General features: G+C 57.8%; 16 protein-coding genes. 10 read left to right on the plus strand and 6 right to left on the minus strand.

Going from position 1 to position 17,356, the window contains the following annotated elements:
- Positions 1-83 precede the first annotated feature (83 nt).
- Both G547_RS0108925 and G547_RS0108930 read left to right on the plus strand, forming a co-directional pair.
- Positions 84-692: a methyltransferase family protein gene (locus tag G547_RS0108925; RefSeq protein ID WP_027329563.1), complete on the plus strand. Its 609-nt coding sequence runs from the start codon at positions 84-86 to the stop codon at positions 690-692.
- A 120-nt stretch (positions 693-812) separates the two neighbouring features.
- Entirely contained in the window at positions 813-2,000 is a 1,188-nt protein-coding gene (locus tag G547_RS0108930; protein ID WP_027329564.1) for a hypothetical protein, read from the plus strand.
- Between the two features lie 42 nt (positions 2,001-2,042).
- Here G547_RS0108930 and G547_RS0108935 read toward each other — a convergent pair whose 3' ends face one another.
- The 6 genes from G547_RS0108935 to G547_RS20780 form a co-directional block, all read right to left on the minus strand.
- Positions 2,043-4,451, minus strand: a complete 2,409-nt coding sequence (locus tag G547_RS0108935) for an efflux RND transporter permease subunit (protein WP_036187846.1) — start codon at positions 4,449-4,451, stop codon at positions 2,043-2,045.
- On the minus strand, positions 4,435-5,076 hold the full coding sequence (locus G547_RS20775; protein WP_169449437.1) for an MlaA family lipoprotein: 642 nt from the start codon (positions 5,074-5,076) through the stop codon (positions 4,435-4,437). Before G547_RS20775 ends, G547_RS0108935 begins: the two co-directional genes overlap by 17 nt.
- Before the next feature lie 287 nt (positions 5,077-5,363).
- Positions 5,364-6,350, minus strand: coding sequence for a family 43 glycosylhydrolase (locus G547_RS0108945; RefSeq protein WP_027329566.1), 987 nt, complete (start codon positions 6,348-6,350; stop codon positions 5,364-5,366).
- 92 nt (positions 6,351-6,442) lie between these two features.
- A complete protein-coding gene (locus G547_RS0108950) occupies positions 6,443-7,462 on the minus strand; it encodes a DUF2333 family protein (RefSeq protein WP_425411494.1) in 1,020 nt (339 codons plus the stop codon).
- 98 nt (positions 7,463-7,560) lie between these two features.
- Positions 7,561-8,028, minus strand: a complete 468-nt coding sequence (locus G547_RS0108955; RefSeq protein WP_051235130.1) for a copper chaperone PCu(A)C — start codon at positions 8,026-8,028, stop codon at positions 7,561-7,563.
- Positions 8,029-8,079: 51 nt separating this feature from the next.
- Entirely contained in the window at positions 8,080-8,838 is a 759-nt protein-coding gene (locus G547_RS20780; protein ID WP_157209823.1) for a hypothetical protein, read from the minus strand.
- Positions 8,839-9,075: 237 nt separating this feature from the next.
- Between G547_RS20780 and G547_RS0108965 the strand changes: the two genes are divergently transcribed.
- The 8 genes from G547_RS0108965 (at position 9,076) to fis (ending at position 17,274) form a co-directional block, all read left to right on the plus strand.
- A complete protein-coding gene (locus G547_RS0108965) occupies positions 9,076-10,866 on the plus strand; it encodes a protein-disulfide reductase DsbD family protein (RefSeq protein ID WP_027329569.1) in 1,791 nt (596 codons plus the stop codon).
- A 286-nt stretch (positions 10,867-11,152) separates the two neighbouring features.
- The gene (gene aroQ, locus G547_RS0108970; RefSeq protein WP_027329570.1) at positions 11,153-11,599 is read left to right on the plus strand and encodes a type II 3-dehydroquinate dehydratase; all 447 of its coding nucleotides are present in this window, start codon (positions 11,153-11,155) and stop codon (positions 11,597-11,599) included.
- 57 nt (positions 11,600-11,656) lie between these two features.
- On the plus strand, positions 11,657-12,124 hold the full coding sequence (accB, locus tag G547_RS0108975; RefSeq protein ID WP_027329571.1) for an acetyl-CoA carboxylase biotin carboxyl carrier protein: 468 nt from the start codon (positions 11,657-11,659) through the stop codon (positions 12,122-12,124).
- A gap of 23 nt (positions 12,125-12,147) precedes the next feature.
- Positions 12,148-13,491: an acetyl-CoA carboxylase biotin carboxylase subunit gene (gene accC / locus G547_RS0108980; protein ID WP_027329572.1), complete on the plus strand. Its 1,344-nt coding sequence runs from the start codon at positions 12,148-12,150 to the stop codon at positions 13,489-13,491.
- Positions 13,492-13,496: 5 nt separating this feature from the next.
- A complete protein-coding gene (gene prmA, locus G547_RS0108985) occupies positions 13,497-14,381 on the plus strand; it encodes a 50S ribosomal protein L11 methyltransferase (protein ID WP_027329573.1) in 885 nt (294 codons plus the stop codon).
- Positions 14,382-14,412: 31 nt separating this feature from the next.
- Positions 14,413-15,753, plus strand: a complete 1,341-nt coding sequence (locus G547_RS0108990) for a DUF3426 domain-containing protein (protein WP_027329574.1) — start codon at positions 14,413-14,415, stop codon at positions 15,751-15,753.
- 181 nt (positions 15,754-15,934) lie between these two features.
- Positions 15,935-16,924: a tRNA dihydrouridine synthase DusB gene (dusB, locus tag G547_RS0108995; protein ID WP_027329575.1), complete on the plus strand. Its 990-nt coding sequence runs from the start codon at positions 15,935-15,937 to the stop codon at positions 16,922-16,924.
- Positions 16,921-17,274, plus strand: a complete 354-nt coding sequence (gene fis, locus G547_RS0109000; RefSeq protein ID WP_245573450.1) for a DNA-binding transcriptional regulator Fis — start codon at positions 16,921-16,923, stop codon at positions 17,272-17,274. Before dusB ends, fis begins: the two co-directional genes overlap by 4 nt.
- The last annotated feature ends 82 nt before the right edge of the window (positions 17,275-17,356 follow it).

Genomic DNA, 17,356 nt, shown 5'->3' on the forward strand with positions numbered 1-17,356 from the left:
ATACAGGGATCAGGAAGCCCTCACATAACACTTTTGGAAAAGCCACACGAGCCCCCTGATTCACTCTTTGTCACAGAACCCCCATGCCCGATATCGATTTATTGTCCCGCCATTTTCTCGGTTACTACTTCCTGTTCATTGGCCTGCATTACATCAGCACCAGCCTGGGCCTATGGCGGCGTACAGGTGTGAGCCACATCCAATATGGCAGAACGGGCTCCGCCACCTGGTGGTACCGGCAGACCTTCAATGTTTTTCGAGCCACTATCCTGCTGGTATGCCTGGCGCGCATCCTGTGGCCAGAGATTGATCGCTGGCTGGGCATCATCCCTGCCCTTTACCAACCGCCGATTTTACTTGCCGGTGTGGCGGCCCTGCTGGCCTCCTACAGCATCATCAGCTACGTCCACGCCTACATGCGCCAGGACTGGCGTTCGGGCATCGACCCGCACAAGCGCCACCCCCTGTTGACCCAGGGCCCTTATGGTCGCACCCGCAACCCGCTGTTTCTGGGCATCATGCTGGGCCAGCTTGGGCTCTTTATGGCGCTGCCCAGTGTGTTTACGCTTATCTGCCTGGTGGCGGGTGTCCTTGTCATCGCACTGCAGGCCCGGCGGGAAGAACGCGCCCTCGCCGATATCTATGGCGAAGAGTACAGCCACTACCGGAGCGAAGTGCGCCGATGGTGGTGAAGCGACGGGTTCCTAGCCCCTTTATGATGTGGTACTTTTGACTACGTGAAGCTTTTAACGAACAATAACTGGCGTTGCTCTGAGTAGCATATCGCCCACGGATTGGGACAGGAGACCCCGATGAACCCTTCGCGCATGCTCATTGCTGCTTTACTCATCATCACCCTTGCCAGCTGTGGGGGAGGGAGTGAGTCTCGCAAAGAAAAGGCTACCCAGCTACCAGAAAAAGAGCCGGTCCCTGCCAACCTATTTGAGTTGGCTTCCATCAGCAACTTCCAACCCTCTGTTCAAAAACCTCAGTACACAGGATCTTTCAACCGAGCCACAATCACCCAAGAAAACGGCCCGCATTTTGCTTGGGCCCTTTTTGAAATGCTCGCCGCAGCCTACTCGGTAGGCAATGACATGGACCTGCAGAAGCCGTTTCCTTTTCACAGGGATTACAAGCCGGTCAATATGCGGAACATGTCCTGTCAGACAGGCTCCAGAGATCGCGAGGCCCTTGAGTTCTCTGACCACCTTGTAGAAATAATTACTTATAACAACTGTGTTACTGCAAAAGGCACTGTCACTGGACAAATCGTCTTAAAGAGCCGACTGAACTTACTCAGGAAACCTGACAAGAGAGAAGCCCTCTTTCGACAATTGACTTTTCACCGGGACGATGAGTATACAATGGTAGACGGCTTGGTGGAGCTGAATGACCACCGCCAATACACAATTATGCTTACCTTGGTGAACTCAGTTTTAGGTGAACTTTATTACACTGAGGACTTATTCGTTAACGGCGTATCTCCTCAAGGAAAAATTTACCATAACCGTTGGGGTTATGTGGATGTTGAAAGCGGGCTTGTGGGAAATTCCTGGGTCAGGCAAAAAGGAGAAAATTACACCCTTCAGGAGTTCGACTTTCACTTGGATGAGGAATGGAAACTGGGGCTTAAACTGACGTCCGACAGGAAAAACGCGCGTTACTCGTCGTTCCCTCAGTCTAAATTTCCAGACTTCCCACACACTAACCGCCCTCCGGTACTTCAATGGACCGTTATCAAAGCTCAGGATAGCATCTATTCCACTACGCTCGACTTCAGTTTGAGCAACGATCCTGATCAAGACTATCTTTCATTTGAGTGGGACTATGTCCAAGCGCCTCCCGGGTGCGATTCATACAGCTTACAAGGTTTCAACGAGCCCCCCGATTTCGGCACCTTGTGGGTATACTCCTCTTGCCCCGGACGTCACCTGATTCGAGCGTCTCTATTTGATGGTACCACTACCGTTTCAGAAATAATCACCATCAAAAAATAAAACGTTTTCGCGGAACTTTAGCGCCAACGCGAGAGCACGGCATCAGAGCGACTGCCCAACATACCGGCGGAGCAGAACGGGCAGCAGGGTCAGGTCGGCGACCAGTGCCGTCAACATGGCCAAACCGGACAAAATGCCGAAATAGACACTCGGCAGGAAATCGGACAAGATAAGCATAGAGAACCCGACCATAATAACGGTGGTCGTAAAAAGCAGCGCATAGCCAACCGATGAATGGGTACGTCTTAAGGCTTCTTCGGGACCTTGGGCCGCCACCTCCTCGCGATACCGATGCATGTAGTGAATGGTGTCATCCACCGCGATGCCCATGGCAATGGAGGCGATGGTGATGGTCATCAGATCCAAGGGTATTCCGAGCCAGCCCATCACACCAAGCACGGTCAGCGTCGACAGGACGTTAGGAGCAATACCGATCAACGCCATGCGCCAAGAACGAAACAGAACCAGAAAGGCCAGCGTGAGCAATAGGTACACGATGGCCAGGGACAATACCTGGGACTTGAACAGCTTCTGCAAAATATCCTGATACAGGACAAACAGATTGGTCAACTCATAACGGCCTTCCGGCACACCCAATGCGTGAAGATCCGCGCGGATATCGGCCAGCAACTGGTCCCGGTCCAGCCCTTCGGTGGTGTCCTGTATGCGAATGCTGATTCGGGCCTGTTGGGCCTCTCGATTGAAATAGGAACCAATCAGCTCTTCGCGCAACGCTTTATCAACGGTCCAATACACGGAGGTGAGCTCGTACTCGGTTAAGGGTTTATCGTTATTGATCTGCCTTCCGAGCGCCGTGAGGTTGACGATGGACAGCGTCTTCCCCACTGCCTCGTATTCATTCAGCAGCTTCTGAATGCGCTGAAGCTGTTGAACGGTATCGGCAGTAATAACCAGGTCCTCTTCCTTGGACTGCTCCTCTTCGGGGATGGTGTAGACCAGATCCATGGGGGTCGATCCACCCAGCTCCCGGTCAATAAACGCCAGCTCCTGATGGACTTTGGTGGAGTCTCGGAAGTAGTTGATGAAACTGTTCTCGACACTGAGCCCGAACAGGCCCGCCAATGCCAGAAGCCCCACAAGAAGACTCGCGATCACCGTGCCGCGCCCCCAACGGAGGGAAATATGGGTAAACCCTCGAAGCACCGCGCCGGAGAGTCGGGACTCCCCCGCTGGCGCTTCCCGGCCAAACAACGCCAATAGTGCGGGAAACAGCACCAGACTGACCGCAATGGACAGGCCCATGGCAATTATCATCATCCAGCCGAAGGCAATCACCGGCTGGATGTCAGTCACAATCAGGGAAGCAAAACCAATGGACGTGGTAACACCGGCGTAAAGACAGGGGCGGACTTTGCGAGCGAGTGTGGTCTGAATCAGTTGCGACTGACTCCAGTCCCCGTGGGCCGCACTGTACTCACGGTACTGCACGATCAGATGCATCACAATCGCCAGCGTGAGTATCAGTTGCAGAGCGATGAAATTCGCGGAAATCACCGTCGCCTTGAGCCCGAGCAGCCCCAACAGGCCCACTGTGCAGATGACACTGGAGGCACAACAAAGTACCGGTATCAGGACCCAGCGCCATCGCCGGAAGAGGATCAATAATATTGCGCAGATGATCGCTGCAATGGCGCCACCAAAAACCACCAGGTCATTTCTGATGATATTGATCAGCTGGTAGCCCAATACATGCACGCCACCGAGATAGAGATTGGCATCGTCCTCATACGGCTTGATAAGACCCCGGATGGTTTCGATCTCTCGAATTCTCCGCTCGTCGAGATTTTTCTCAAGCGGGGCCGCCTTCTCCTCCAACGTTCGAAGTTTCTCCTCCTCGGCGTCCGTGAGCTCGCCATTCAGCCCCTTTTCCTCTAACGCAATGATACGCCGGTTGATGTCTTCGAGCGCCTCGTTCGGGCGGAACAGCACTTGAATGGCGGTGGCGGTCTGGTCCTTATTGATGACCAGATCTTCGTAGATGGGGTGGCCTGAGAAGGCCCGCCTCAACGTTTCTTTATCAAAATTTTGCTGCTCAATGGTCCACTGCGAAGCCTCCGTCTGAGCCAGATTGCCCCCGGCCAAACTCAATAGGGGCACATTCAGGATAGATCGAACGGATTCTACCCGCTCCAGTTTCCGGAGATCGTCACTGAGCGCACGCAGGTCCTCAAAGCTCTGCTCCGAAAGCACGGAGTGGCTGGTGGGTTGATAGGCCACCAACAGAAACTCCTGGGGAGAGAAGCGCTCGGAGGCCACCCGGGATTTTACATAGAGCTCGTTGTCCCGGGTGAGCAGCGTATCGGCGGAGGCATCAATTTCAAATCGGGTGGCCTGCCAGGCCAAAGCCGAGGTCAGCACCAGGAAGAAAACCAGGATGGTCTTGGGGTAATGGGTCAGAAGGTGGGCGAGGCGATTACTGGTAGTCGGCATCGCGCTGAACCCCTTGCAGGTACATGTTGCGGAAGTAGATGTAAGGGTCCTCACTCTTCTCGCGCAAGGTGCTGTAGCGATCCGCCCCCGCCGCATTTTCCTGAAGATAATCGAAACTCTGGATCATCAGGCGTTCCGGGTTCTCTGTCAGGTGAAAAACCGGGTTCAGCACCATATCCGCCAGCTCCGAAGGAGCGTTCCGAAGATCCGAAGGGCCCAGGAACGGTATCACCACATAGATCCCATACCCTGCGCCGTAAGAGATCAACGCGTCTTCGAGATGCGCTTCCGCCCTTTCTACTCCCAACCAAGCATCGGCGGTATCAAAAAGTCCCAGCACCCCCGTAGTGGTGTTCATGCCAAAACGCACCAGGTTGTCCCCCGCCGCGCCGAAGTCCAGCTGCAGCAGGTTGCCTACGAGATAAATTGGGGTCTTAAGGTTGTAGAAAAAGTTACTGACAGACTGTCGCGCGGGTGCTGGCACCGCGGCCACATAGCCTTTACTGGCAGGAATCAGTAGGTACCGATAGGTGACATCATTAAAAGCGAATACCGCGCGATTGACGCCGATCAGTGGGTCGTTATAGTCCGTGTACTCAACCACGGTTGGTTCAATATCAACCACATCTGAGTCTGTGGCTCCCTCGGCGTCTGCCGCTTTCGATTCTTCGGGTTTGTTCCCCGGCTCGGGCCGCCGCTCTGAATTGGCACAGCCCACACAAAGACTCAGGAACAGACACCCGATTAACAAAACGGTCCCCGATGAAGAGGTGTCAGAATGGTCTTTGCGGCGCCCTTCTCTGCCGCCCTCTGCGTTCCGGCTCCTTTGAACGACTGTCATGTACTGCCCCCTGCGGCCCAAAGACTGAGTCGCACCGGCCCGAGTTCGGACCGGTGCGGGGCGAAAACGATTTATGGCGCCATTTTAAGCCGCTCGGCAAAGTCGCTAACCCCCTCCTTTGTTCTTTTTACCTTCTGAATAGTTCCATCTTCATTAAATTGCAAATATTCGGCCGCGACATGGCGCTGCTTTTTGTTACAGTCGGATTCAGGCGTATCCAGCCACCGATGGTAGAACAGCAGCCACTGGCCTTTGTACTCGACAATCGAGTGATGGTTGTTGCTCTCGTGCTCCTGCTCCATGATCACCCCTTGATATTCCCAGGGGCCTTTGGGTGAGTCCGCCATATAGTACGTCAGCACCCGGTTACCCTCGGGCATGGTGAAGTAATACTTATCGCCCCGCTTGAAGACCCATGGCCCCTCCATTTTGGGCTCATGGCCACCCATATCCATTTTCTGGAAATCACCCTTGATGCTGCGCATATCGTCGGCCATTTCCGCGACATAGTAATCAAAATTACTGCCATGGAAATACAGGTAGGCTTGACCATCGTCGTCGATAAACAGGGCGGGGTCGTTGGCATAAGGCTCGCGCCACAGGGGCTCGCCAATTGCATCCTTAAACGGCCCGGTCGGCGAGTCACTGACCGCGACCCCAATGCCCATCCACTTGGTGCTCTTCTCGGGATTCACCCGGTCCTTGTGACCGGTACCGGCGGGAAACACAAAGTAGTATTTACCGTCTTTATACGCCGCATCCGGCGCCCAAGCGTAGTTGTCCGCCCAAGACAGGTCATCGACCGACAGAACCGCACCATGATCAGTCCAGTTCACCAGATCGGTGGAGGAAAAGACATGCCAGTCTTTCATGAAGAAGTCTGGTTGGCATTCCTCGTCGTGTGAGGTGTACAGGTACATTTTCCCGTCCTGCCATACGTGCGCGGAAGGGTCGGCGGTTCGGATGTCGCTGCCAAAATCAAGCGGGTTTTGTGCAGAAGAAACCGGCGCCAACAACGCCATGGCGACGGCTACAGAGGATAATAATTCACGTTTCATCGTTGATTTCCTTTGGTTGATTTAAAGCGGCTCTCTTAATTGTGTTGAGAGCTCTGGTTGAAATAGTTTTTATTGTAAAACGCTCACGCTGATCAACCGCGATCCAACAAGCTGCGCAGATCAATCAAAGCCGCATTGGCACGGGCAATATAAGAGGCCATGACCAACGAGTGATTGGCCAGCACGCCAAAACCACTGCCATTGAGAATGACCGGGCTCATGACCGGACGCTGGGTGGCCTCCAGTTCGCGGACAATCTGGCCGAGGCTGACGCGCGCGTTCTTGTCTTCGAGTACGTCGGCGAATTCGATTTCGGCGGCTTTAAGCAGATGAATCATGGCCCAGGCCGAGCCGCGGGCCTCGTAGTAGACGTCGTCCAGCTGCGTCCAGGGGGTTTCGACGAGCACTTCTCCCGAGTCGCTTTCTTGGGTCTCCCCCATCGGGGTGGGGAAGTCGGTATTGAGCCGGCGTTGCCCCACGCTTGCGCTCAAGCGTTGAGACAGGCTGCCCAGACGGGTCTCCACGGTGCTGAGCCAGTAACGCAGATTATCCGCACGGGTATAAAATTCGGCGTTGCCGCCCCGTTCAATACCTGTCAGCCGATCCAGGTAGTCGCGGGTGTATTCAATACCCTCCCGGTACTGGTTTTCCGTGGCGGGCATGATCCAGCTGTCGGTGTTGAAGTTGAAGCGGGACTCGGCCAGCGCCAGGTCCTGGTCTTCCCGGGACTGGGTCTGGGAGCGACTGAACGCTTCGCGCATGGCCTTGCTGGCATCGCGCACCTGGATGATCACGCCATACTCCCAACTGGGCATGTTGTCGAGCCACAAGCCGGGGAGCGTAATATCGTTGGTGAGATAGCCGCCCGGCTTGTCCAGCAGGGTTTCCGCCACATTGATCAGCGTGGCGGTCATGACCGCGCCGCGTTCGCGCTGGCCGCCGCGCTCTTCCACCTCGGCACTGACGCCATCACGCACCGAGAACAGATCCGGGGTCATACTCCAATAGATACCGATGATCAATGCAAAGAGCAGATAAAACACAATGGCGGCGATGCCGACCCGAACCCAGACACCGGAGCGCGACACATCTTCCCGGGTGTCGGCCATCATGTCCCGAATTTTCCGTTGGGTGGCGACCCAAAACTGTTTGGCTTTTGAGAGTGGCATGGTGACGTCCTTACCTTTTGCGCTAGAAAATGGGGTTTCGTTTAATGATGGGGACGATCAAAGACGCTGACGGCGAACGCCTTCACCGGCACCTCTACGCCACCATCGAAGATCAGGGTTAAGTGTAGCGGGTCTCCGGTGCGGGGACGCCGATCAAGGTCGAATAACATGACGTGATGGCCACCGGACTTAAACCGAAGCGTCCCCTGAGCCGGCACCGTGACGGACTCCACCGGACGCATCCGCATCATACCGTCCACCATTTGATGACTGTGAATTTCCGCCCGTTGGGCAAACGCTGCCTTTACTCCTGTCAGGGTCATCGGCTTGTCTGAACTATTGCGCAACAGAAAGTAGGCAGAGGTCAGGTTTTTGCCCGGTAACGGAACCCGAACCGTAGCGTCGACCACCTCAATGGAGGCCGGAGCCTGAGCCTGAACCGGCATCAGCACCCCCAACGTCAAAAAGCAGGGGGCGAGCAGACGAAACATCCAGCGGATTGACATCATTCTTTCTCCTTTCGCGGTCACCATTTCCGGTCACCATAATTGGGATAGCAGTCACAGGGGCGATTGCAGCTCAATGCGGGGCGGCGATCCGAGCTTGATATCCCCCCGAAGCACGTAATCAGAAACGCCGTCCCGCATCTGCTGGTAGACCCAACGGCCTTCAGCATCGGTGCGGGTGACAATCAACACGAACTTTCCCGACTCTTTGACCCGCTGAGCCAGGGAGTGCAAGTCGGCCACCAGCGAGTCCGCCCGCTGGCTCAGCAGTGTAGGGTCGAGAGAAATGGTACGTCCCTTTTCTACCATTGCCTCGGCACTCACCATTCGTTCACGCTGAGTCTGCAGGCTTTGCCGAAGCTCCTCTACCAACGGGTTGCCCGGATCAACGGTCTCCGCCAGCTCCAGGTAGCCCCGCGCCTGGGTCAGGGCGCTGCGCGCCGCCGCGGAGCGGGCCAAGTCGAGATACCGCAGGGCGATAGCCTGAAGCCCGGTAATCGCGCGGGTATTGTCAGCATCGTACAGCAGTACCGCCCGGTAGCGGTCATGGGCATTATCCGCCAGTGGAGACAGCAAGCGGTCATTGGCCAGAGCCCTGTCGGCCTGCTCCAGCCACTGCTCGACCTTCTCTTCCCGGGTTTGCGCAGGCGCGGGCTCTGAGGCGGGCACCTCGGTGGTGAGGGCCTCTGGCTCGTCGGGCTCTGGAACGGGCGGTTCGGTGGCGCAAGCACACAACAAAAAACCGGCCGCCACCAAGCGGGTCGCTGTCCACCCGTGCGTCGCGCGCCCGGGTGTTACAAGGTATCGCATCATAATGGTTGTCAGTGGTCCCACTTTATTCGTTATTCGGGTGCCACGCTCCAGCCAGCCATCATTCAGAGAGCCAGTTGGCAGTTTTTGGCACCCTATCACGCTACACTGGCACCCAATCCGCCGCGCCGACGAACGATGTCGGCGGCGCAAGGTCCCAGCGAGGCCGCGCTGTTTACGCGGAATTCATGATACTCTTTTGGCAATGATAACGTCACCCAACCCGGATTGAATCGGCACATGCTTGCTCAACGCTTATTGACACCATTTCGCCTGGCCTTTGCATTAATCCTCCTAGTAGCCTGGAATCCGCTATCCGCTCAAGATCTGCTGGGCGGTCAAAGCGACAGTGGCCAGAGCCTGCTGGGCGGAAATGATGAGTTTCTCCCGGTCACCGAAGCCTTTCAGCTCGAGACCTATTACAACGATGACGAATTGGTACTGCGCTGGGAGATCGCCCCTGAATATTACCTCTATAAGGCGCATTTCGGATTCAGTGCAAACCCCAAACCCGAGGGTTTCAACCCCACACTGAGTGACAATACCGTCGAAAAGTATGACGAGTATTTCGAAAAGGACATGGCGGTCTACTATGGCGATGCCACCGTCCGGGCCGCCATTCCCGGGGACGCTGCCCCCTTCGTGCTCGCGGTGGAGTCGCAGGGCTGCGCCGACGCGGGCTTGTGCTACCCCCCTCAGACGGACTATCTGCGCATCGACCCCTCAAACGGCACGGTCGGCGTCACTTCCGCGCCGCCACCCGGTGGCGCGGCGAGCGGCAATGGAGACCCGACGTCGACGCCCAGCTCCCAGCCCCCCACCTGGCTCCCCTACGCGCTCGGGCTGGCGCTGCTCGGTGGCATCATCCTGAACCTGATGCCCTGCGTGTTTCCGGTGCTCTCCATTAAGGTGATGAGTCTGGCCCAGGCCGACCGGAATCGCATGGGATTGCACGGCTGGGCTTATACCGCGGGCATCATCGCCTGCTTTCTTTTGTTCGGTCTGGCACTGCTGGTCGCCCGGGCGGGCGGAGAGGCGATTGGTTGGGGCTTCCAGCTACAGTCCCCACTGCTGATCGCCGCCCTGGCTTACCTGTTTTTTGTGATGGGCCTCAGTCTCTCCGGGCTGGTCACCATCGGCACTCGTTGGATGGGTGTGGGCCAGAATCTGACGCAAAGCAGCGGGCTCGGCGGCTCTTTCTTTACCGGCGTTCTGGCCGCGGTGGTGGCCAGCCCCTGCACGGCTCCCTTTATGGGGGCGGCGCTCGGCTTCGCCCTGACCCAACCGGCCGTGATCAGCCTGAGCATTTTCGTGGCGCTGGGGCTGGGTATGGCCTTACCTCTGCTGGCCCTTTGCTATATTCCCGCGCTGGTGCGCCACCTGCCCCGGCCGGGTCCGTGGATGGATACGCTGAAACAACTGCTGGCCTTTCCGTTATACCTGACCGCCGTGTGGTTGCTCTGGGTCCTGGGTCGCCAGGCGGGCGCCAACGCCGTCGCGGCGGTGGGCGTGGGCGCCGTGGCCATTGCGTTCGCCGGTTGGCTGCTGACCCGCCAGCCGCAATCGTCAATCGGGCGCTGGAGTCGCTACAGTCTGGTGGCGCTGGCTTGGGTCGCTGCTTTGATTCTGCCCTGGCAAACACTGAATTCAACCGGAGAGGACAGCCTGTGGGAACCCTATTCCGCCAGCCGACTGGCGGAATTGCGACGCCGGGGCGAACCGGTCTTCATCAATCTTACCGCCGACTGGTGCGTGACGTGTTTGGCCAACGAAAAAGTCACCTTGGGCACCGATGATGTGGAAGCCGCCTTCGACCGTCTGGGTATTACCGCCCTGAAAGGCGACTGGACCCGCCGGGACCCGACCATTACCGCTTTGCTGGAGGAGTATGGCCGAAGTGGCGTCCCGCTCTACCTTTGGTTTCCCGCCGACCACCGTGGCCCCGGAATCGTCTTACCGCAAATTTTGCGCAAAGACAGCCTTCTCGCCACTCTGGAAAACCCGAAAACCTCACAATTGAACCAAAATTGAAGACGATCGGGACTTTTACAAGAAAGTTGAGGCATCCTCTGCTATCTTGTATCAAAATCGCCGCGTTTGTCGCTCAAAATGACCGACAAATGCCATTTGCGTTGTGGTAAACGCATCTTCCTTCCGGATATCAGGGCGAACGTCTGCCATCTTGTCGCCATATGGGGACAATTTGGCAAAAACTCGGTTAGACCGTGGACACTGTTGCTTTTTTGCGGCAAACTCGCCCCCATAACGTGCTCACGACAAGGCAGCGCTCGACACGTCGCAGCAAAACGGGATTGATATGGCAACCATTCTGGTTTTACACGGCCCCAACCTGAACCTGCTCGGACACCGCGAGCCTGGCATTTATGGGGCCCAGAGCCTGGACACCATCAATCAGGCCCTGACTGAGCAATGCCGCAGCGCCGGCCACCACTTATTGACGCTGCAAAGCAACGCCGAATACGAGTTGATCGAGCGAATCCACGACGCCCGCCACGAGGGAGTGGATTTCATCCTGATCAACCCGGCCGCCTTCACGCACACCAGCGTGGCACTGCGGGACGCGCTGCTCGGCGTAGCCATTCCCTTTATCGAAGTTCACTTGTCGAATGTGCACGCCCGAGAGCCGTTTCGGCAACACTCGTATTTTTCCGACGTCGCCCGCGGCGTCATTTGTGGCTTCGGCCCACAAAGTTATGAATTGGCGCTGGCAGCGGCCATCCGTCAACTTGAGCAGACACAGTAACCGCACCCCGGCAGGGTGCGGCTCCACCATTCATCCGTTGCTTTAAGAGAGGCCCCAATGGATATTCGCAAAGTCAAAAAACTCATCGAATTGCTTGAAGAGTCGGATATCGGCGAGCTGGAAATCAAAGAGGGCGAAGAGTCCGTCCGCATCAGCCGCAACAATCCCCACGCCCAGTACTACGCCACAACAGCGGCGCCTGCGCCTGCCGCCCCGGCAGCTCCTGCCCCGGCTCCAGCCGCCAGCGAAGGCGGCGACTCGGCCTCCAGTGCTCAGGACTCCAGCCCCAGCGGCCACTCGGTCAAATCTCCCATGGTCGGCACTTTCTACCGTTCACCCAGCCCCGGCTCGGCGGCCTTCGTGGAAGTGGGACAGCACGTCAAGGTGGGCGATGTCATCTGCATCGTGGAAGCGATGAAAATGATGAACCAAATCGAAGCGGATAAAGCTGGCGTGATCGAAGCCATTCTGGTGGAAGATGGCGAGCCGGTTGAGTTCGACCAACCCCTGGTCACGATTGTATAAATCCAGCACCGAGGATTTGGTTTATGTTTGAGAAAGTGTTAATCGCCAACCGCGGCGAGATCGCCCTGCGTATTTTGCGTGCCTGCAAAGAGATGGGCATCAAGACCGTCGCCGTTCATTCCGTGATCGATCGCGACCTGAAGCATGTGCGCCTGGCGGATGAGTCGGTCTGTATTGGTCCGAACCCCTCTCCCCAGAGCTACCTGAACATTCCCGCGATCATCAGCGCGATGGAAGTCACCGATTCAGTGGCCGTCCACCCGGGCTACGGTTTTCTGGCCGAAAACGCCGATTTCGCCGAGCAGGTTCAGAAAAGCGGTTTTGTCTTCATCGGCCCCGACCCGGATACCATTCGCATGATGGGCGACAAAGTCGCCGCCATCGCCGCCATGAAAAAGGCCGGCGTACCGACGGTGCCAGGCTCCGATGGCCCGCTGCCCTCGCACGATCGGGAGCGCTGCCAGGAAATTGGTCGCCAGGTCGGTTACCCGGTGATCATCAAAGCCGCCGCCGGTGGCGGCGGCCGCGGTATGCGCGTGGTGCATACCGAAGCGTCTCTGATGAACTCCATCCATATCACCCAGAATGAGGCAAAATCCGCCTTTGGTGACGATACCGTGTATATGGAGAAGTTCTTGCAGAATCCCCGCCACGTGGAGATTCAGGTCCTCTCCGACGGCCAGGGCAATGCCATTCACCTGGGCGACCGGGACTGCTCTCTGCAGCGCCGCCACCAGAAAGTGATTGAGGAGGCGCCGGCGCCGGGCATTCCGGACGATGTCCGCCAATCGACCGCCGAAGCCTGCGTTCAGGCCTGTATCAACATGAAATACAAGGGCGCCGGTACCTTTGAATTTCTGTACGAAAACGGCGAATTTTTCTTCATCGAGATGAATACCCGAATTCAGGTAGAGCACCCGGTGTCAGAGATGGTGACCGGTATCGACATCATCAAAGAGCAGATTCGTGTCTGCTCCGGTCAAAAGCTCTCCATCAAGCAGGAAGATGTAATCATCCGTGGCCACTCTTTCGAGTGCCGCCTGAACGCCGAGGACCCGAAGACCTTTATGCCCTGCCCCGGCAAGGTCAAGAACTTCCACCCCCCCGGCGGGCTGGGCGTTCGGGTGGACTCTCACCTGTACAGTGGCTACACGGTGCCACCGAATTACGATTCGATGATTGCCAAAATCATCACCTACGGCGAAACCCGGGAAGAAGCACTGAACCGGATGCGGCATGCGTTGGATGAAACCATCATAGACGGCATTCGCACCAACATCTCGCTTCAACAGTGGCTGGTACGGGACGACGAGTTCCGCAAGGGCGGCGTCAACATCCATTACCTGGAGAAAAAGCTGAACAGCTGACCCTCATGCCCTGGCTTCAACTGAAACTGACCACGGACCGAGACCGCGCCGAATCGCTGGAAGATCTGCTTCTGGCGAGCGGCGCGGTCTCGGTGACCCTGGAGGACAACGCCGACCAGCCCATTCTTGAGCCCGCCCTGGGAGAAACACCGCTGTGGGATCAAGTGCGGCTGACCGGTCTTTACGACGCCGACATCGACACCGCCGACATCAGTCGACGCTTGAGTCAGGCCCACGGCTCTGACTTACCCGCGCATACCTGGGAGCAGTTGGAGGACAAAGACTGGGAGCGGGAGTGGATGAGCCACTACCAGGCCATTCGCTGCGGCGAGCGCCTCTGGGTATGCCCCAGCTGGCAGGAGCCACCGGAACCCGACAAGGTCAACCTGATGCTGGACCCGGGGCTGGCCTTTGGCACCGGCACCCACCCCACCACTTTCTTGTGCTTGCAGTGGCTGGACCAACAACCGGTTGAGGGCCTGGACCTGGTCGACTACGGTTGCGGCTCCGGTATTCTCGGGGTGGCCGCGCTGTTGCTGGGCGCCCGACGGGTCACGGGTGTCGATATCGATCCTCAGGCCCTCGTGGCGACTCAGGCCAACGCCAGCCGCAACCGACTGCCCGAAGACGCCATGCCGGTCTTCCTGCCGGAACGCTGCCCGGCGCTGACCGTGGACATCATGCTCGCCAACATCCTGGCGGGACCGCTGGTAAAACTGGCCCCTACGCTTCAGGCGAAAACTCGCACTGGTGGAAAAATCTGCCTCTCTGGTATTCTTGCCAACCAGGCCGAAACCGTGATGGCCGCCTACCGCCCCTGGTTTGACTTCGACCCGGTGGCGGAACGCGATGAGTGGGTGCGCCTGACCGGCACCAAAGTTCGCGACTGAGCCGTCTGCACGAGGAGAGACCCCCGAGATCATGGCGCCGACCAAAATGGTGACTCGATGCCCGCAGTGCGGGACATCCTTTCGTATCACGCCCGCGCAGCTTCAGTCCGCGCGCGGCGCGGTGCGTTGTGGCGCCTGCCTGCATATCTTCAAGGCGAGGGATCACCTGGTGGGGGATCAGGCCCTGGCCAGCGAGTCCGCTCTGGTGCGCAAGCCGAACCAGCCTGCGAGCCAGCAGCCCGCAAAACCCGGTCGTGCCCCCAAAGCTCCGCAGAAAACCGCAGGTTCTGCAACGCGCTCCCCGAGGGACACAAGCCCGGGAAAAGGTGCCCCGTCGAAAACCCCAGGTAAGCCCGCGCCCTCCGCCAAGACATCCTCCGGGAAGTCCGCGCTGCGTTTTGATCAGTCACTGATCGACGAAGAATCCACCCAGATGGATGACGATGACTTCCTGATCAGCGACGACATGGGCGAACCCGGCGCCAGCCAGGTCGAGGACCCTTTCGGCATTGGCAAGCAAGTGAAAAGCTCCCACTCCCTGTTCGACCGCCGCCCGAAGAAAGAAGAGGAAGAGCACAACGACGAGACCGACGAATCCTGGGCCATGAGCCTGCTCGAAGAGGAAGAGGAGCGCAGCGCGGATATCAATGTCACGCCCCGGGAAGATGAGCCTGAGAACGACGCTTCGACGTTCGAGATGATGGAGCAACCCGAGACCCCTCCCACGCGGGAAGAAGAAGAGGAAGCCCAAATCCGCTTTCACCTGGAAGGGGCGGACGACGAAGACGACTATCAGCCGGAACGGCTCAGCGCCCGGGATCCGGAACGCTCCGCCCTGCTGATGAACATCGATCCCGAGCCGGTCGAAATGGATTGGGTACGCAAAAACAACCGCGAAAACCGCCGCCGTTGGCTCTGGCCCGGCCTGGCTGCACTGGCAATAGTACTGCTCGTACTACAGGTAGCCTGGCTGCAGTTTGACCGGCTCAGTCGCCTCGAGCCTTACCGTTCGGTTTACGGCGCAATCTGTCCGCTGGTGGGCTGTGAACTCCCCACCCTGATCGATCGCAGCCAGATTCGCGCCTATAACCTGGTAGTGCGCAACCACCCGGAGCGAGAGGGCGCACTGATCGTGGATGCCATTCTGCTCAATACCGCGCCGTTCGACCAACCCTTCCCCGACCTGGTGCTAGAGTTCAGCGAACTGGGCGGCGATACGGTCGCGGCCCGCCAGTTCTCACCCGACGAGTACCTTTCCGGCGAACTGGCCGGACGTGAAATCATGCCGGCCAACCAGCCCGTGCACCTGACGCTGGAATTGGTGGACCCGGGCGAAGAGGCCGTGAACTACCGGGCCTACATTCCCGAATAGCCCTTTAAATAGAGCGACCACTCAATGTCGCTTGCCATAACCTGCGATCAAAAAAACACCAATTTTGCCAATTTGCTCGTTCCCAATCCGTAGGCAAACGGGTATCATGGCGGACCTTTTCCGGGGCTGTCGGCCAAGGCCGATTATCGGTCAGTGAGAACCTCGTCTAAGGGTGTGTCGCGTGTTTCAGATAGGTCCCCATCAGATTGACAGCCAGGTGATTCTCGCCCCCATGGCGGGTGTGACGGATCGCCCGTTTCGACAGCTCTGTCGGAAACTGGGCGCGGGTCTGGTGGTCTCTGAAATGGTCACTTCGGACGCCAGCCTCTGGCAGAGCCGAAAAAGCCGGTTACGACTGGACCACACTGGCGAAGCCGAGCCCATTTCGGTTCAGATCGCCGGGGGCGACGCAAAAATGATGGCCGACGCGGCCCGGCTCAACGCCGACAACGGCGCCCAGATTATTGATATCAACATGGGCTGCCCGGCAAAGAAGGTGTGTAAAAAAGCCGCCGGTTCGGCACTGCTCCGGGACGAACCGCTGGTGGCGGACATTCTTCAGGCGGTGGTGGCTGCGGTGGACCTTCCCGTCACCCTGAAGATCCGCACGGGATGGGACCGGGACAGCCGCAACGCCGTGCGCATCGCGCGTATGGCCGAGGACATCGGCATTACCGCTCTCGCCGTTCACGGCAGAACGCGGGCCGACCGCTATCAAGGCGAGGCGGAGTACGACACCATTGCCGCCGTGGTGGATGCGGTCAGCCTTCCCGTATTCGCCAACGGCGATATCGATACCCCGCTTAAAGCGCGGCAGGTACTTGATGAAACCGGCGCCCGGGCCGTCATGGTCGGCCGAGCAGCACAGGGGCGCCCCTGGATTTTTCGGGAAATAGACCATTTTCTCCGGTATGGAGACAATGTCCCCGAACCGTCTCTGATTGAGGTCAGAGACATTCTCAGCAGTCACTTGCGCGACCTCTACGGTTTTTACGGCGATTTTATGGGCCCTCGCATCGCCCGCAAGCACCTGGGCTGGTACTTGCAGACGGTGCCCGGCAGCGAGCACTTCCGCCAGGCTTTCAACCGTATGGATAGCGCTCAAGAACAACACGACAGCGTTCTGCAGTATTTCGAACAGCTGAAAGCAAGAGAGGATCAAGCGGCATGAACACAGCACAAAACTTTTTGGCCGAAGCCCCCATGGAAGAACCCGGCCAGACCCAGAATCTGACTCAAAACCAGGATCTGACCCAGGGCCCGAACCTGACTCAAGGCCAACCTCTGACTCAAGGAAAATCCCTGCGCGGCTGCGTAGAGCAGGCCATGGAGAACTACTTTCAAAACCTCGACGGCCAGCCCGTCAGCGACGTGTACACCATGGTCATGGCGGAAGTAGAAGCCCCCATGCTCGAAATCGTTTTAAAATACACGCGCCACAACCAGACCCGCGCTGCCCAGGTTCTGGGCTTGAACCGCGGCACTCTGCGCAAAAAGCTCAAGCAGTACGACCTGCTCTGACCGAGCAAACCCGAATTACGAGGGGGTGGTATCAGCCACCCCCTTTGCATTTGTACCGCCATCCATTTTTAACCAGACACTT

The sequence above is a fragment of the Marinimicrobium agarilyticum DSM 16975 genome (assembly GCF_000423345.1).
GTDB lineage: Bacteria > Pseudomonadota > Gammaproteobacteria > Pseudomonadales > Cellvibrionaceae > Marinimicrobium > Marinimicrobium agarilyticum.

What these genes read in the sequence shown, in the direction of transcription:
- G547_RS0108925 (WP_027329563.1), top strand. Translation starts at nt 84, where the DNA reads ATGCCCGATATCGATTTATTGTCCCGCCATTTTCTCGGTTACTACTTC.
- G547_RS0108930 (WP_027329564.1), top strand. Translation starts at nt 813, where the DNA reads ATGAACCCTTCGCGCATGCTCATTGCTGCTTTACTCATCATCACCCTT.
- G547_RS0108935 (WP_036187846.1), bottom strand. Translation starts at nt 4,451, where the DNA reads ATGCCGACTACCAGTAATCGCCTCGCCCACCTTCTGACCCATTACCCC.
- G547_RS0108945 (WP_027329566.1), bottom strand. Translation starts at nt 6,350, where the DNA reads ATGAAACGTGAATTATTATCCTCTGTAGCCGTCGCCATGGCGTTGTTG.
- G547_RS0108950 (WP_425411494.1), bottom strand. Translation starts at nt 7,462, where the DNA reads ATGATGGCCGACACCCGGGAAGATGTGTCGCGCTCCGGTGTCTGGGTT.
- G547_RS0108955 (WP_051235130.1), bottom strand. Translation starts at nt 8,028, where the DNA reads ATGATGTCAATCCGCTGGATGTTTCGTCTGCTCGCCCCCTGCTTTTTG.
- G547_RS20780 (WP_157209823.1), bottom strand. Translation starts at nt 8,838, where the DNA reads ATGATGCGATACCTTGTAACACCCGGGCGCGCGACGCACGGGTGGACA.
- G547_RS0108965 (WP_027329569.1), top strand. Translation starts at nt 9,076, where the DNA reads ATGCTTGCTCAACGCTTATTGACACCATTTCGCCTGGCCTTTGCATTA.
- aroQ (WP_027329570.1), top strand. Translation starts at nt 11,153, where the DNA reads ATGGCAACCATTCTGGTTTTACACGGCCCCAACCTGAACCTGCTCGGA.
- accB (WP_027329571.1), top strand. Translation starts at nt 11,657, where the DNA reads ATGGATATTCGCAAAGTCAAAAAACTCATCGAATTGCTTGAAGAGTCG.
- accC (WP_027329572.1), top strand. Translation starts at nt 12,148, where the DNA reads ATGTTTGAGAAAGTGTTAATCGCCAACCGCGGCGAGATCGCCCTGCGT.
- prmA (WP_027329573.1), top strand. Translation starts at nt 13,497, where the DNA reads ATGCCCTGGCTTCAACTGAAACTGACCACGGACCGAGACCGCGCCGAA.
- G547_RS0108990 (WP_027329574.1), top strand. Translation starts at nt 14,413, where the DNA reads ATGGCGCCGACCAAAATGGTGACTCGATGCCCGCAGTGCGGGACATCC.
- fis (WP_245573450.1), top strand. Translation starts at nt 16,921, where the DNA reads ATGAACACAGCACAAAACTTTTTGGCCGAAGCCCCCATGGAAGAACCC.